This window comes from Novosphingobium sp. ZW T3_23, assembly GCF_044987305.1.
In the GTDB taxonomy this organism is placed as follows: Bacteria; Pseudomonadota; Alphaproteobacteria; order Sphingomonadales; family Sphingomonadaceae; genus Novosphingobium.
In genome coordinates this window covers 80,668-95,566 of the sequence record NZ_JBJDRF010000016.1, presented here as the reverse complement: position 1 = coordinate 95,566, position 14,899 = coordinate 80,668, and the positions used below count along the sequence as shown (strand labels likewise).

Sequence of the window (14,899 nt, the reverse complement as noted above, 5' to 3'; positions counted from 1 at the left end):
CATAGACTTGCGCATTGCGGCTGAATTCGTACTGCAAACCGGCCTTGCCGGTAACGGCGGTGTCGTGGGCCGAGAAGCTGCCGCTGGTGCTGGCATTGCCGGGGAACACGTTGTCTCCGGCGACGATCGGCGCGGTGCGGGTGCCGCTATTGGTGCCCTTCTCGTATTGGACGCGAATGCCGCCGATCGCGCGCAGCCCGCCGACGATGCCATAGTCCGCCTGGCCGAACGCAGCGATGCTGTCCTGCTTCAACCGGATGCGACTCTGGGCCGATTGCCACACGATATTGGTGGGAGCGCAAGGCTGGCCGACGATGCCGGTCGTGCAGCGAGCCCGGCGGCGGTCGAAGGGGCGCACGATGTCGCTGTGCATGTAGAACGCACCGACGACGTAGTTCAGGTCCGACTTGCCGTTATTGGCAATGCGCAGTTCCTGCGACCAGGCGCTCAGGTCGACGATGCCGTGGTTCTGGTTCCAGAAGGTATAGGGCGCGAAAGCGGCCGTACCCAAGTAGAGCGGCGAAGTGGCGTTGATGCGATCGATCGGCTGGTTCACTTCCAGATCGTACTTCTGGTAGGCCGTGATCGAGGTGATCGACGCGGCGCCGAGATCCCAGTCGGCCTGCAGCGAGTAAGTCTGCGACTTGCTGTTGGCGTAAGTGTCGGTGTCTTCGTTGATAGTGCGGTTCTTGCGGCTGGCGTCGATCGGGCCGACGACTTGCTGCAGCACCGGATTGACGATGGAGATCAGCGTGGAGGCGCAGCAATCCGCGTCGGTCTTCTTGTATTCACCGGCGAGCAGGAAGGTGAGGTTGGGCGTGGCTTCCCACTCCAGTTTGCCGCGCACGCCCCAGCTCTTGGTGCCGTTGACCCACTTGTCGGTGCCGATGTTGCGGGTCACGCCCTGGACATCGCTATAGAAGCCCGAGACGCGGGCGCGCAGGGTGTCGGTGATCGGGCCAGACACGGTGCCACGCGCGCGGTATTCGTTATGCTCTGCGATCGTGATTTCGCCCTTGCCCTCGAACGTGTCGGAAGGGCGCGCGGTGGTCACGCTGATGACGCCGGCGGAAGCGTTCTTGCCGAACAGCGTGCCCTGCGGGCCTCGCAGCACTTCGATGCGCTCGATGTCGGCCAGTTCCGAAAAGCCCTGGGCCGAGCGCACCGCGACGACGCCATCGACGACCACCGAAACCGAGGATTCAACACCCTGGCCGAACAGCGCGGTGCCGACGCCGCGAATGCGGAAGCTGGTATTGGTGGGATTGGCGCCCTGCTGGAACGAGAGCGAAGGGATGGCAGTGACGAGCGAAGTCGTATCGTTGATCTGGCGGGCGGCCAGTGCGTCGGCGCTCACGGCGGTGACGGCCAGCGGCACGTCCTGGAGGCGCTCGGCGCGCTTCTGCGCGGTAACGACAATATCGCCGGGCATGGTGCCGTCGGGCGCGGCGGCATCCTGCGCCATGGCCGGCGCGGCCCATATGACCGCAGCACCAAGCGCGGCGCCGAGCGCAGTAACGGAAACGGTAGACGCACCGAGAATGGTCTTCAGAGACATGTTTTCCCCTCCACTTGGGCTCCCGGCATCTTTGACGCTCCTGCTGAACGTTCGCGCCGGGTTCGAATCACCTGATTCATGTAACGCTAAACTCCAACCAGCCGGACGCTGTCAACGATTTATTTTACCGCTAATATAACCCCCGATACGTGGCTGCTCGGGAAACGGCGCATTTCGTTGGATTGCTAACCGACGGCAGGAACGAACAATGGTCAGGCGTGTCATGCGCGCAACAGCAATTGCAGTGACGCCTGAAAAACGCGATTGACATCCACGGCCACACTTGCTGTTTTAGCGTTAAATACGGGCTGCAGAAAAAGCGGGCCACATCAAATGGAGGGGATCTTGAGGGAACAGTGCGAGAGCGACGGCCGGCAATGGCCTTCGCCGAAAAGGGCGTGGTTTGCGGCCGGAATGCTGGCAGCGGCGAACACCCTTGCCTTCGTGGACCGACAGGCGCTTGCCCTCCTCGTCCAGCCGATCAAGGAAGACCTGCAGGCATCCGACACCGCGATGAGCCTGCTCTATGGCCTCAGCTTCACGATGTTCTATGTGCTCGTCGGCATTCCCGTCGCGCGGCTGGCAGACCGCGCCAACCGCCGTAACATCGTTGCCGGCGCCGTATTCATCTGGAGCATCGCCACTGCCCTCTGCGGCCTGGCACGCAGTTTCGGCACCCTGTTCATCGCCCGGATCGGCGTCGGTGCGGGTGAAGGCGGCCTCAGCCCCGCCGCCTATTCGATCCTCGCCGATTATTTCCCCAAGGAGCGCCTGGCCGCCGCCATGGGCGTCTACCAGATGGGCATCTACGTCGGCGGAGCCGCCGCCCTGCTGCTCGGCGGCTTTCTTGCAAGCGTCGTTCCGCCGGGTAGCGTGGTCGTGCTGCCGGTGATCGGCGCGGTCAAAGGCTGGCACCTGGTCTTCCTGATGCTCGGCATTCCCGGCGTGGTACTCTCCGGCGCCATGCTGCTGGTACGCGAGCCCGCACGCATGGGGCTCAGCGGTTCCTCCGCTTCTGCAAGCCCGCCCTTCTCCGAACTGGCCGCACACGTCGCCCGCCACTGGCAGGCCTATCTGGGCATCAGCTGCGGCTTCGCCCTGATGATCCTGGTCGGCAACGCCACCGGCGCCTGGATCCCCGCCTTCCTCGAACGCAAGTATGACCTGACGACCGCCCAGATCGGCGGCATCTACGGCACGATCACGGCCATCTGCGGCGTCAGCGGCACGCTCGCCGGCGGCTTCGCGGCCGCCGCGCTGCGCCGCCGTGGTTTCGAGCGGGCCAACCTGCTGGTAGCCCTGTTCGGCTTTACGGCGCTGATACCGGTCACAACGCTCTTCCCGCAGGCGCCCACCGCCACGCTGTCCCTGGCGCTCATCGGCGCGATGAATTTCCTGGCCGGGTTCAATTTCGGCGGCGGCCTGGCCGCGCTTCAGGAGATCACGCCGAACCGGATGCGTGCATCGATATCGGCCGGCTACATGCTGATGGTGAACCTGATCGGCGCCGCCGGCGGGCCCTTCGCGATCGCGCTGGTCACCGACTATTGGTACGGCGACCCCGCCGCCTTGCCCAATGCCATCACCATCGTCTGCGCCGTGTCCTCGCCCCTGTCCGTGGCGGCGCTGCTGCTGGGCCTGAGGGGCTACGGCCGCGCCATTTCAGTCAAGAGCTGAGACTGCTTTCACGCATATGACGCCGGCCGGTCGAACGCACCGGGACAACAGGATAAAGAACCCTATGTCGAAGCTGACGCGCATGACTCGCCTGGCCTGCACCGCCGCCCTGATCGTCGCCGGATCGCTCGCCTCGCAGCCGGGTCTTGCAAAGGCACCGGCACCCGAAACCGCAGTCCCTCCGGCCCAGACCCGGCCCAATATCGTGTTGATCGTGCTGGACGATACCGGCTTCTCGGACATCGGCGCCTTCGGCTCGGAAATCCGCACGCCCAACATCGATGCGCTCGCGGCAGGCGGGCTGCGCTACAACCATTTCGACACCAAGGCGGTCTGCTCCCCCACCCGCGCTTCGCTGCTGACCGGGCGCAACCCGCAGACCGTGCGCATGGCCGACCTGCCCGCCAAAGTCCTGAACCCCGCCGACATGACGCGCGACCGGGGCGAGCTGCCGCAGAACGCCAGCACCATTGCCCAAGTGCTCCGCCGCGCCGGCTACGCCACCCATGGCTACGGCAAGTGGCACCTCGCCCCCGAGGACGAGGACGGCTCGCCCGGACATAACGGCTCCTGGCCGCTCCAGCGCGGCTTCGACGATTTCTACGGCTTCTTCCTGGGCTGGTCCGACCAGTACCACCCGGACCTGATCGAGGGGAACCGCACGCTCCCCAAGCCCGACCGTCCCGGCTACCACTTCTCGGTCGACATCACCGACCATGCGATCAAGGCGCTCTCCGCCAGCCCGGCGCAGCCGCAGTTCGTCTACCTCGCCTTCGGCGCCGCGCACGCACCGATCCAGGTACCCAAGGCCTATATCGACGCTTATGCCGGCATCTATGAAAAGGGCTGGGACGCCCTGCGGCACGACCGTCTCGCGCGCCAGAAGCTGATGGGCATCATGCCGCCCCAGGCGAAACTGTCCCCCCGCGCCGACGGCGACCGCGCCTGGGCGGACCTGACGCCTGCCGAAAAGACCGTCTTCGCCCGCTTCATGGCCACTTATGCCGGTTTCATTACCCATACCGACGAGCAGATCGGGCGACTGGTCCAGCACCTCAAGGACACCGGGCAGTTCGACAACACGCTCATAATCCTGGTCTCGGACAATGGCGCGGCTTCGGAAGCCGGACAGAAGGGTTCTTTCGACCGGATGTACCGGCCCAATACCCTTACCCCCGAACAGATGCTGGCGCGCCTCGATGAACTCGGCACGGACAAGACGCAGAGCGAATACCAGCGCCCCTGGGCCTATCTCGGCGCTACCCCCTACAAGCGCTACAAGATCTGGCCGCAGCTCGGCGGCGTGCGCACGCCGATGGTGGTGAGCTGGCCCGGCCGCATCCGCGACGGCGGGCAGGTTCGCAGCCAGTACGTAGACGCAGTGGACATCGCCCCCACCCTGGCCGCCGCAGCCGGCACCGCCTTCCCCAAGGCGGTGGCGGGGAGCACGGAAATCGCGGTGGCGGGCAAATCGATCCTGCCCACGATCGCCAATGCATCCGCGCCTGCCGCCCGCACCGTCCAGTATTTCGAACTGCGCGGCAACCGGGCCATCACCCAGGGCAAGTGGCGGGCCCTTGCGGTCCACCCGCGCGACGGCGATTTCGCCAAGGACGTCTGGCAACTCTACGATACCGAGGCGGACCCGGCCGAGAACCACGACCTTGCCGCCGCGATGCCCGCCAAGCTCAAGGAACTCCAGGCGCTCTGGTGGTCGGAGGCGCGCAAATATTCCGATCCGCCGCTGGCCGAAGCGCCCAAGCCGTTCCGCTACCGCGAGATGTTCGACGGCAGCGGCGACCGCACGACCGCGCCAGTCGGGGAGGAACCGAAGTGATGTCGCGGTTTGCCCCGGCACTCGCAGCGCTCGCCCTGAGCACCATGATCGGCGGCATTCCGCCCGCTCTCGCCGCCGTTCCGGCTACGGCCCCTGCCAGCGCTCCCGCCCCTGCTGCGCGCACGTCCGGCCCGCCCAACATCATCCTGATCCTGGCCGACGACTTCGGCGTGGAAGGCGTCAATGCCTATGGCGGCGAATACCACACGCCCCATGTCGACCGGCTCGCCGCCGAAGGCACCCGTTTCGACAATGCCCACGCCATGCCGCTCTGCTCGCCCTCGCGCGTGCGGCTGATGACCGGGCAGGAGAACTGGCGCAATTACGAGGCCTTCGGCTACCTCGCCCCCGGCCAGCGCACGTTCGGCAATGTCATGAAGGAAGCGGGCTACGTCACCGGCATCGTCGGCAAATGGCAGCTCATGGGCAACGGCTTCGACGGCCGCACCGGCATCACGCCCGAGGCCGCCGGGTTCGACGAGAGCTACTTGTGGCAGCTCCAGGCGCTGACACCCAAGGGCTCGCGCTACTGGGGGCCGACCCGCGCCGCCAACGGCTCGCCGAAGATCAGCGAGGAAGGCTTCGGCCCCGATTTCGACAGCAGGAAGGCGCTGGACTTCATCTCGCGCCACAAGGACAAGCCGTTCTTCCTCTATTACCCGATGGTCCTGGTCCACAATCCCTGGGTGCAGACCCCGGATTCGATGACCGCCGAAGGGGCTGCCAGCCGTTTCAACGGCATGGTGTCCTACATGGACCGGCTGGTGGGAGACCTGATGGCGCGCCTCAAGGCGGAGGGGCTGGACCGGAACACTATCGTCATCTTCACCGGAGACAACGGCACCAACCGCCAGATCACGTCCCTGCGCGATGGTCATGCGGTTCGCGGCGGCAAGGGGGCGACCACGATCAACGGCACCCACGTTCCCTTCATCGCCTGGGGTCCGGGCGTCCCCAAGGGCAAGGCGAGCGAGGCGCTGGTCGATTTCACCGACCTGCTGCCCACGTTCGCCGACATGGCCGGGCAGCCTGCTCTTGCGGGCAAGGTCGACGGCGTGAGCCAGTGGCCGGTCATAGCAGGCAAGGCGAGCGCCGCGCGCAGTGCGATCTTCATGCACTATGCGCCGATGTGGCTGTTCAAGCCGGAGCGCTTCGCTTTCGACGCCCGGTGGAAGCTTTACGGAGACGGTCGCTTCGTGGCGATGGACCCGATTTCCGGCGTCGAGACCGAAGTGCCCGCCGCCCGGCGCAAGGGCGAGGCCGCGCGTCATTACGCCGCCCTACGCAAGGTTCTGGCCGATACCCACGACGGCCCGCTCGATCCCACGCGCTATCCGTGGTGCGAAGGGCAGCCATCCGTCGATCCCGGCCGGCCCGCCACGGTGGCCGGCTGCGGCAGGACGCCGGGAGGAGAAGAATGATGCACCGCACGCTCGTTTCCGCAATGCTGGCGGGCACATGCCTGCTCGGACTGTCCGGCTGCACGACGAACACCGTGCCGACGCACACTGCCTCGGCCCAGCGCCCCGCCGCCGCGCAGCGCCCCACCGCCGCCGGACGCCCCAACGTCGTCGTCATCCTGGCCGACGATCTCGACTGGGCGGATGTCTCCACGTACGGCCGCGCCGACGTGCCGACGCCGAACATAGACCGGATCGCGAAGACCGGCGTGGCCTTCTCCAGCGGCTATGTCACCGCCTCGGTCTGCGCGGTCAGCCGCGCGGGGCTGCTGACCGGACGAATGCCGCAGCACTTCGGCTTCACTTACAACATCAACGACGAAGGCGACGAAGGCGCGGGACTGCCCGTCGACCAGAAGACCCTGGCAGAGCGCCTGAAGCCGCTGGGCTACCGCACGGCCGCCTTCGGCAAGTGGCATCAGGGCGCGGAACGGCAGTTCTATCCCACCGAACGCGGCTTCGACGAATTCTTCGGCTTCATCGCGGGCGAAACCAACTACATCGATCCGAAAACACCGGGCATCGTCACCACGCCCACCAAGGCGGACAAGTACCCGATCACCCCGCGCACCGGCAATCACGCCATGGTCGAAGGGCCGGAGGCCAGGCCGGCCGACGACTTCACCCGCTACCTGACCGACCAGATCACCGACCGGGCCGTGGACTTCATCGACCGTTCCGCCGGGGACCGGGACCACCCCTTCTTCACTTATGTCGCCTATAACGCGCCGCATTGGCCGTTGCAGGTTCCACAGGCCTATTACGATCGCTTCCCGCAAGTGAAGGATCCGGTGCGCCGCACCTACATCGCCATGATCGCGGCGATGGACGATGGCATCGGCCGCATTCTCGACAGTCTTGAATCGCGCGGGCTACGCGACAATACCATAGTCGTGTTTCTCTCAGACAACGGCTGCCCTACCCGCTTCGGCTTCTGCAACCCGGACCATCCTTGGGGCTCGGGGAAGTTCACTTATCTCGAAGGCGGGGTGCGCGTGCCTTTCGTGCTGTCCTGGCCCGCAGGCCTGAAGCCGCAGGGGATCAGCGACAGTCCGGTCTCCTCGGTGGACATCGCCGCCACCGTGCTCCGCGCGGCATCCCCCCGCAGCCCCCTGCCCGCCGAGCTGGACGGACGCGACCTGGTGGAAACCGCCCGCCATCCCGATCCCGACCGTCTGCTGGTCTGGGGGCAGGAGCCGGTCTATGCCGCCCGGCGCGGCGCCCGCAAGCTTTGGGTCTCGCACGACTGGAAAACCTCCCACCTCTACGACCTGAACCGCGACCCGGCCGAGCTGGAAGACCTCTCCGTCGCCGACCCGGCAAGCGCGGCCGATCTCTCCGCCGAAATCGAGCGCTTCCGCGCGGGCCTGCCCGATCCGCGCTGGAAACTTCACTTCACCCGCAAGACCACCGTCAACGGTCGCGAGACCGAATGGGTCTACTGACGAGGAACCCCGATGAAGACCAGAACCGCTCTCCTCGCCCGCGCGCTTGCCGGTGCCGCCTGCTTCGCCGCCCTGGCCTTGCCGCCGCTTGCCGTGCAGGCTAAGGCGCCCGCGACGCAGGAAGCCCGCCCGCGCAACATCATCTTCGTCCTCGTCGACGACTTGCGCTATGACGGCATGGGCTTCCTTCAGCCCGGCTTGCTGAAGACGCCGAACATCGACCGCATGGCGAAAGAGGGAACCTACTTTCCGAACGCCGTCGTCACCTCCTCGCTCTGCAGCCCCAGCCGCGCCACGATCCTGACCGGGCAGACCGCGCGCAATCACGGTATCGTCGACAACAACGACGGTTCCGAAGCCGGGCTCACCTATTTCCCCAGCTATCTCCAGCAGGCCGGCTACGACACCGCCTTCTTCGGCAAGTGGCACATGGGCACCAGCACCGATGCGCCGCGCCCCGGTTTCGACAAGTGGGTGAGCTTCATGGGCCAGGGCAATTACTGGCCCGCCAAGGCGACCACCGCCCATTCCTCGCCCGACCTCAACGTCGACGGCAAGGAAGTGCCCCAGAAGGGCTACATCACCGACGAACTGACCGACTATGCGATGGACTGGCTGACCAAGGAGCGCGATCCGAAGAAGCCGTTCTTCCTCTATCTCAGCCACAAGGGCGTCCATTCCGACCCGCTGCCGCCGCCGCGCTACGCCCACCAGTACGACAAGGCGAAGTTCACCCTGCCCGCCAGCGCCGCCAACACGCCGGAGAACAATGCCGGCAAGCCGGTCTGGGTGCAGAACCAGCGCAATTCCTGGCACGGCATCGACTTCTTCTACAATGCCGACGTGCCGATGACCGAATACCTCAAGTACTACTACGGCACCCTCTCCGCGATCGACGACAGCCTCGGCCGGATCATGGACTATCTGCGCAAGAACCACCTGGAGAAGGACACGCTGGTCGTGTTCACCTCCGACAATGGCTACATGGTCGGCGAGCATGGCCTGATCGACAAGCGCAACGCCTACGAAGCCTCGATCCGCGTGCCGCTGGTGGTTTGGGAGCCGGGCACCGTGCCCGCGAACAAGGTCAACCCCGGCCGCATCCGCAATCTCGACTTCGCGCCCACTTTCCTGGATGTGGCCGGTGCCAAGCGCCCGCAGCAGTTCGAAGGCACGAGCGCCTGGAACCTCTGGGCAGGCAAGCAGGCGCCAAGCGACTGGAAGCCGGGAGACTTCACTTACGAATACTACTGGGAATACAACTTCCCCATGACGCCGGGCACTTTCGCCATCGAGCGGCACCGGGTGAAATATATCCAGTACTACGGCGTCTATGACACCGACGAACTCTACGACCTCAAGAGCGATCCCGAGGAAATGCACAACCTGGTGGACGATCCCAAGTGGGCGGCGAAGAAGCAGGAACTGCGCATCGCGCTCTACGACCAGCTCGCCAACCGGGACGGCAAGCACATGATCCCCTACGGCGCGCGCCTCTCGACCGGCGCGGTGCGGCGTGACGTGAACGGCAGCCGCGCGGCGGACTTCCCCGCATCGTGGTACATCAAGCCGAACCCGACCGACCGGCTCGATCCGATCCTTCCCGATGGACCGGCCAAGCTCAAGGCACAGGCCGAAGGCAAGCCGCTGATCTACACCCCGCCGCTGAAGGACGAACTGGTGAAGCAGGTCGGGAGCGCAGGCCAGTGACCGTGGTATCGCGCCGCGCCGTCCTGGGCTCCATCGCCGGCGCCACCACGCTGGCGGCCACGGGCACCGCCGCCTGCGCCGCCGCGCCGGTCCAGCGGCCCAACATCCTGTGGATCGTCAGCGAGGACAACAACCCTTATGTCGGCGCCTATGGCGACAAGCTGGCCCATACGCCCACGATCGACGGGCTGGCGGCCAAGGGCCTGCTGTTCCGCAACGTCTATTCCAACGCCCCGGTCTGCGCGCCGTCCCGCTTCGGCATCCTCACCGGGGTCTATCCCGAAAGCTGCGCCCCGGCGAACCAGATGCGCGCGGTGGGCAAGCTGCCGAAGGCATTCCGGACATATCCCGAGCTGATGCGGGCGGCCGGCTATTTCTGCACCAACAGCGCCAAGACCGACTACAATTGCGACGTCGACCCGCAGGCGATCTGGGACGGACAAGGCAAGGCCGCGCACTGGCGGTCGCGCGAAGACAAGAGCCAGCCGTTCATGGCCGTGTTCAATTACGAGATCACGCACGAATCCAAGATCTTCAAGCCCACGCAGGGCCGCGTGACGCCTGACATGATCAAGGTTCCGGCGTTCCTGCCGGACACGCCCGGCATCCGCCAGGACTTCGCCAGCTACTACAACCTGATGGAAAAGATGGACGGCCAGCTTGCCGAACGTCTTGCCGAGCTGGAGGCCGACGGCCTGAGCGAGGACACCATCGTCTTCCACTATTCCGACAATGGCGGCGTCCTCGGCCGGTCCAAGCGCTATTGCTATGACGAAGGCCTGCGCTGCGAGATGGTGGTCTATGTGCCGGAGAAGTGGCAGCACCTGATGCCCGGCCGCCCGGGCAGCGAGATCGCCTCGCCGGTCAGCTTCATCGACCTTGCGCCCACGGTGCTGGCCCTGGCCGGAGCCGCGCAGCCCGCGCAGATGACCGGGAAGGCCTTCCTCGGGCCCAAGGCCGCGCCGCAGAAGTACGCCTTCGGCATGCGCAACCGCATGGACGAGCGGATCGACTTCCAGCGCACCGTCACCGACGGCCGCTGGCGCTACATCCGCAATTACATGCCGCACCGGCCGCTGGGCCAGCACCAGGCCTTCGAATGGCTCGCCAAGGGCTACCAGGAATGGGAGCAAGCCTACCTCGACGGCAAGCTCACCGAAGCCCAGGCGAGTTTCTTCCAGCCCAAGGTCTTCGAGGAACTCTACGACCTCAAGGCGGATCCGCTGGAGTTGCACAATCTCGCCGCAGAGCCTGCCCACCGCGCCTCGCGCAAGACGCTGAGCCAAGCGCTCGACGCGCATATGCTGGCGATCCACGACAACGGCTTCCTCCCCGAGACGATGGCGGGCGAAGGCTGGGAGGCCAGCCGCGATCCCGCCGTCTATCCGCTCAAGACGGTCATGGCGCTCGCCCGCACCGCCGCCATGGGTCGGATCGAAGGCCTGCCCTCGCTGCGCGCCTCGCTGACGAGCCCGGTGGAAGTCCTGCGCTACTGGTCGGCCATGGGCCTGCTGATCCTTGGCGCGAAAGCCGCGCCGGCCGAGGCGGAGATGCTGGCTGCCCTGGCGCGGGAGACGTCGCCCCATGTCCGCATCGCCTTGAGCGAAGCGCTGGCGTGCATGAGCGAGCCGCAGACCCCCGCGAGCGAGACGGCGGTGGCCGCGCTCATCGCCCTCTGCGCGGAGGATCGCCCCTGGCAGGTCCGGCTCCATGCCATCAATGGCCTCACCTATGTCGGCGCGGTGGCAGCCCCGGCTCTCGATGCGGCGAAGCAGGCGATGACCGGCTCCAACGAGTATCTGAAAAGTGCGGGCAAGTATCTCGTGCTGAAACTGACCGGCACTTACACCCCCGCCACGCCGGTGTTCGACTGGGAGGGCATGCAGGCCCGGATCAAGGCCGGAGGCGCGCCATGAGCACCGGCCCCGCCGCTCCCGCGCCGACCCTCGCCTATGCCTTCTCCGCAAGGGTGGAACTGCTGGACCCTATCGACCACGGCATCGTCGAGGGGCGCCGTCGCCGCTTCGTGCCGATCAGCGGCGGCACGGTCAGCGGGCCGGATCTCGAAGGCGTGGTCCTGCCCGGCGGAGGCGACTGGCAGGCGATCGGCGCCGATGGGTCCACTCTGGTCGATGCCCATTATGCGCTTCAGGCGAGCGACGGGACGGTCATCGACGTGCGCAATGCGGGCGTGCGGGTGGCCAACGTCGAAGTGAGCGAGCGGATCGCGCGCGGCGAGCCGGTCGATTCCGGCAGCTACTACTTCCGCACCGCCCCGCGCTTCGAAGTGCGCGATGGGCCTCATGCCTGGCTGCGGCGGACGATGTTCATCGCCCGCGGCGTGCGCCATCCCGACGAGGTCGTCATCGATTTCTATCGGGTCGACTGAATAGAGCTTGTTCCAGTCAGCGGTTTGGCGCTGTCCAAGATTTTCCAGGACATTGACTGCGCGGTAAGTTTCCTCGCACCATTGCATCAGGATTTGCATGCTACCGAGGGGGCAAGATTGGACCGCTGGCAATCGATGAGAATCTTCGCCCGCGTGGCGGAGACCGCCAGCTTTGCGGAAGCCGCCCGGCAGATGCACCTCAGTCCTCCCGCCGTCACCAGAGCGATAACCGCGCTGGAGGAGCAGATCGGTGTCAGGCTGCTCACCCGGACGACGCGCTCGGTCAAGTTGACCGAGGCAGGACAGCGGTACTTCGAAGATTGCCGCCGCATTCTGGCCGATATCGCCGAAGCCGAAGCCTCCGCGGCCGGGTCTCACGGCAATCCTACGGGAACGCTTACCGTTACCGGGCCGGTGATGTTCGGGCGAATGCACGTCCTGCCGATCCTGCTGGAATATCTCGACAGTTTTCCCAGCGTAACCGGGCAGACCCTGTTCGTGGATCGCCCGGTAAACATCATCGAGGAAGGGATCGATGTCGCCGTCCGGATCGGCAACCTCCCGGCATCGGGCCTGAGCGCCACCCGGGTCGGTTGGGTCCGCCGGACGATCTGCGGGGCGCCGTCCTATTTCGAAAAGCACGGCATTCCCCGCACACCCGCCGAGCTTGCCGAACACCGCGTCATCATGCCCACGGGAGCCTGGGTGTCGCCCGAATGGCATTTCGGACCGGATGGTCGGGCGAGCGTCACCGTCCACCCGCGCCTGCTGTGCAATACGAACGAAGCCGCCATTTCAGCGGCCGAACAGGGCTGGGGCATTGCCCGCGTGCTGTCCTATCAGGTCGCTCCGGCACTGGCGGAAGGCCGACTGGTGTCGGTGCTCGAAGATCACGCCGAAAGCCCGATCCCCATTCACGTCGTCCATGTGGAAGGGCGGCATGCCACCGCTAAGGTACGGGCTTTCGTGGATCTTGCCGTGGAGCGGCTGCGGAATAGCGCTTTGCTGCAATAAGCGAATTATTCCATAATAAGGAATAATGACTTGCATAATGAGTAAATTAACGCATTCTGTAATAGTAATTATATCTTCCATCAGAAGCTGACGCAGATCGCGCAGCGGCACTGAACACGGTGGAAGACATGACCAAGCGACTGATCCTCTCCCTGATGCTGGCGACTGCGGCGATCGCCGCGCCGGCAAGCGCGATGGCTTCCCCCTCGCAGGACATCGCGGCGACGAGCACCGCACCGGCAACCGTCCATTACCGCACGGCGACGATCGACGGCGTGAAGATGGCTTACCGCGAAGCCGGCCCGGCCGATGGCCCGGTCGTGCTGCTGCTCCACGGTTTCCCGACCAGTTCGCACATGTTCCGCAATCTGATCCCGCTGCTGGCCGATCGCTACCACGTGATCGCCCCGGATTACCCGGGCTTCGGCCAGAGCGATGCGCCCGATCACAAGCAGTTCGCCTACAGCTTCGGACACTATGCCGATATGGTGGATGCGCTGATGGGGAAGCGCGGCGCGCAGCGCTATGCCATGTACGTGATGGATTACGGCGCACCGGTCGGATACCGGCTGGCGATCAAGCATCCCAAGCGGGTGAGCGGGCTCATCGTCCAGAATGGCAATGCCTATGACGAAGGGCTCGGTGCGTTCTGGGATCCGATCAAGGCCTATTGGAAGAGCGGATCGGCGAAGGACCGCGAGGCACAGGCGTGGCTGGTGACGCAGAAGGCGACCATATTCCAATATACCGACGGCGTCAGCGATACCTCGCGCATCAGCCCGGACAACTGGGTCCACGACCAGGCCCTGCTCGACAGGCCGGGCAACAAGGATATCCAGCTGGACCTGTTCTATGACTATCGCACCAATGTGCCGCTCTATCCGCAATTCCAGCAGTTCTTCCGCGAGCGCAAGCCGCCGACTCTGATCGTCTGGGGCAAGAACGACAAGATCTTTCCCGAGCCCGGCGCCCACCCCTACCTGCGCGATCTGCCCGAGGCGGAACTCCACCTTTTCGACACCGGGCATTTCGCCCTGGAAGACAAGCTGGACGAAATGGGTCCGCTTATCCGCGATTTCCTCGATCGCAAGGTGGCGCCCCGCTGACTCGCTGACCGACGGCACCCCATATCGGAGATACATCATGTCTTACGGATTTCTCGATATCGCCATGACCCCCAGCGTCCGCGCGGCCCGGGCGGAAATGGGCGCGGACCGGCAATGGGCTCACTTCGAGGGTGATCGTGAATTCGACCGCTTCTCCAGGAACGAGGCCGCCTTCATTGCCGCTCGCGACAGCTTCTACATGGGATCGGTATCGGAAGACGGCTGGCCCTATGTCCAGCATCGCGGCGGCCCGGCGGGGTTCCTCAAGGTGGTGGACGAGCAGACGCTTGCCTTCGCCGACTATCGCGGCAACCGCCAGTACATCAGCACCGGCAATCTCGCCGCCAACGACCGGGCCTGCCTGATCCTGATGGACTACCCCCGGCGCATGCGGCTCAAGATCTATGCCCAGGTCGAGAAGCTGTCGCTGGACGCGGACCCGGCGCTGACCGAACGCGTTCTGGACACAGGCTACAAGGCCCGCCCCGAACGGATCTTCCGGCTAAGGCTGAAAGCTTTCGACTGGAATTGCCCGCAACACATCACGCCGCGCTTCACCGAGCGGGAAATCGAAAGGACGCTTGGCCCCCTCCATGAGCGTATGGCCGAACTGGAAGCCGAAAATGCAGCCCTGCGCGATCGGCTGGAGCGTGCGAACCGATGAACGCCATGAGATGCGAGAAAACCATCGGGTGATGGGCGA

Annotated in this window: 11 protein-coding genes; 10 read left to right on the top strand and 1 reads right to left on the bottom strand. The window is 65.4% G+C overall.

Translation table 11 applies throughout. The features are described 5' to 3' along the window. A partial coding sequence (locus ACI3K3_RS11135) for a TonB-dependent receptor (protein ID WP_404913688.1) occupies positions 1–1,558 on the bottom strand: 1,558 nt, incomplete at its 3' end. A 414-nt stretch (positions 1,559–1,972) separates the two neighbouring features. Here ACI3K3_RS11135 and ACI3K3_RS11130 point away from each other — a divergent pair. The 10 genes from ACI3K3_RS11130 to ACI3K3_RS11085 all read left to right on the top strand — a co-directional run bounded on the left by ACI3K3_RS11130 (position 1,973) and on the right by ACI3K3_RS11085 (position 14,860). After that, entirely contained in the window at positions 1,973–3,235 is a 1,263-nt protein-coding gene (locus tag ACI3K3_RS11130; RefSeq protein ID WP_404913686.1) for a spinster family MFS transporter, read from the top strand. 64 nt (positions 3,236–3,299) lie between these two features. Then, positions 3,300–5,072 (top strand): arylsulfatase, encoded by a 1,773-nt coding sequence (locus ACI3K3_RS11125; RefSeq protein WP_404913685.1) that lies wholly within the window; start codon positions 3,300–3,302, stop codon positions 5,070–5,072. Beyond that, on the top strand, positions 5,072–6,493 hold the full coding sequence (locus tag ACI3K3_RS11120) for a sulfatase-like hydrolase/transferase (RefSeq protein WP_404913683.1): 1,422 nt from the start codon (positions 5,072–5,074) through the stop codon (positions 6,491–6,493). The genes ACI3K3_RS11125 and ACI3K3_RS11120 overlap by 1 nt, the downstream gene beginning before the upstream one ends. After that, positions 6,493–7,977 carry a sulfatase gene (locus ACI3K3_RS11115; RefSeq protein ID WP_404913681.1) on the top strand — a complete coding sequence of 495 codons (1,485 nt, stop codon included), beginning with the start codon at positions 6,493–6,495 and terminating at the stop codon, positions 7,975–7,977. Before ACI3K3_RS11120 ends, ACI3K3_RS11115 begins: the two co-directional genes overlap by 1 nt. 12 nt (positions 7,978–7,989) lie before the next feature. Next, the gene (locus ACI3K3_RS11110) at positions 7,990–9,687 is read left to right on the top strand and encodes a sulfatase (protein WP_404913679.1); all 1,698 of its coding nucleotides are present in this window, start codon (positions 7,990–7,992) and stop codon (positions 9,685–9,687) included. Continuing rightward, the gene (locus tag ACI3K3_RS11105; RefSeq protein WP_404913677.1) at positions 9,684–11,603 is read left to right on the top strand and encodes a sulfatase-like hydrolase/transferase; all 1,920 of its coding nucleotides are present in this window, start codon (positions 9,684–9,686) and stop codon (positions 11,601–11,603) included. The genes ACI3K3_RS11110 and ACI3K3_RS11105 overlap by 4 nt, the downstream gene beginning before the upstream one ends. Continuing rightward, complete coding sequence (locus ACI3K3_RS11100) at positions 11,600–12,076, top strand: DUF3237 domain-containing protein (protein ID WP_404913675.1); 477 nt, start codon at positions 11,600–11,602, stop codon at positions 12,074–12,076. The genes ACI3K3_RS11105 and ACI3K3_RS11100 overlap by 4 nt, the downstream gene beginning before the upstream one ends. 135 nt (positions 12,077–12,211) lie before the next feature. After that, a complete protein-coding gene (locus ACI3K3_RS11095) occupies positions 12,212–13,090 on the top strand; it encodes a LysR family transcriptional regulator (protein WP_404913673.1) in 879 nt (292 codons plus the stop codon). 128 nt (positions 13,091–13,218) lie between these two features. After that, the gene (locus ACI3K3_RS11090) at positions 13,219–14,196 is read left to right on the top strand and encodes an alpha/beta fold hydrolase (RefSeq protein WP_404913671.1); all 978 of its coding nucleotides are present in this window, start codon (positions 13,219–13,221) and stop codon (positions 14,194–14,196) included. Positions 14,197–14,233: 37 nt separating this feature from the next. Further along, positions 14,234–14,860 (top strand): pyridoxamine 5'-phosphate oxidase family protein, encoded by a 627-nt coding sequence (locus tag ACI3K3_RS11085; RefSeq protein ID WP_404913669.1) that lies wholly within the window; start codon positions 14,234–14,236, stop codon positions 14,858–14,860. The last annotated feature ends 39 nt before the right edge of the window (positions 14,861–14,899 follow it).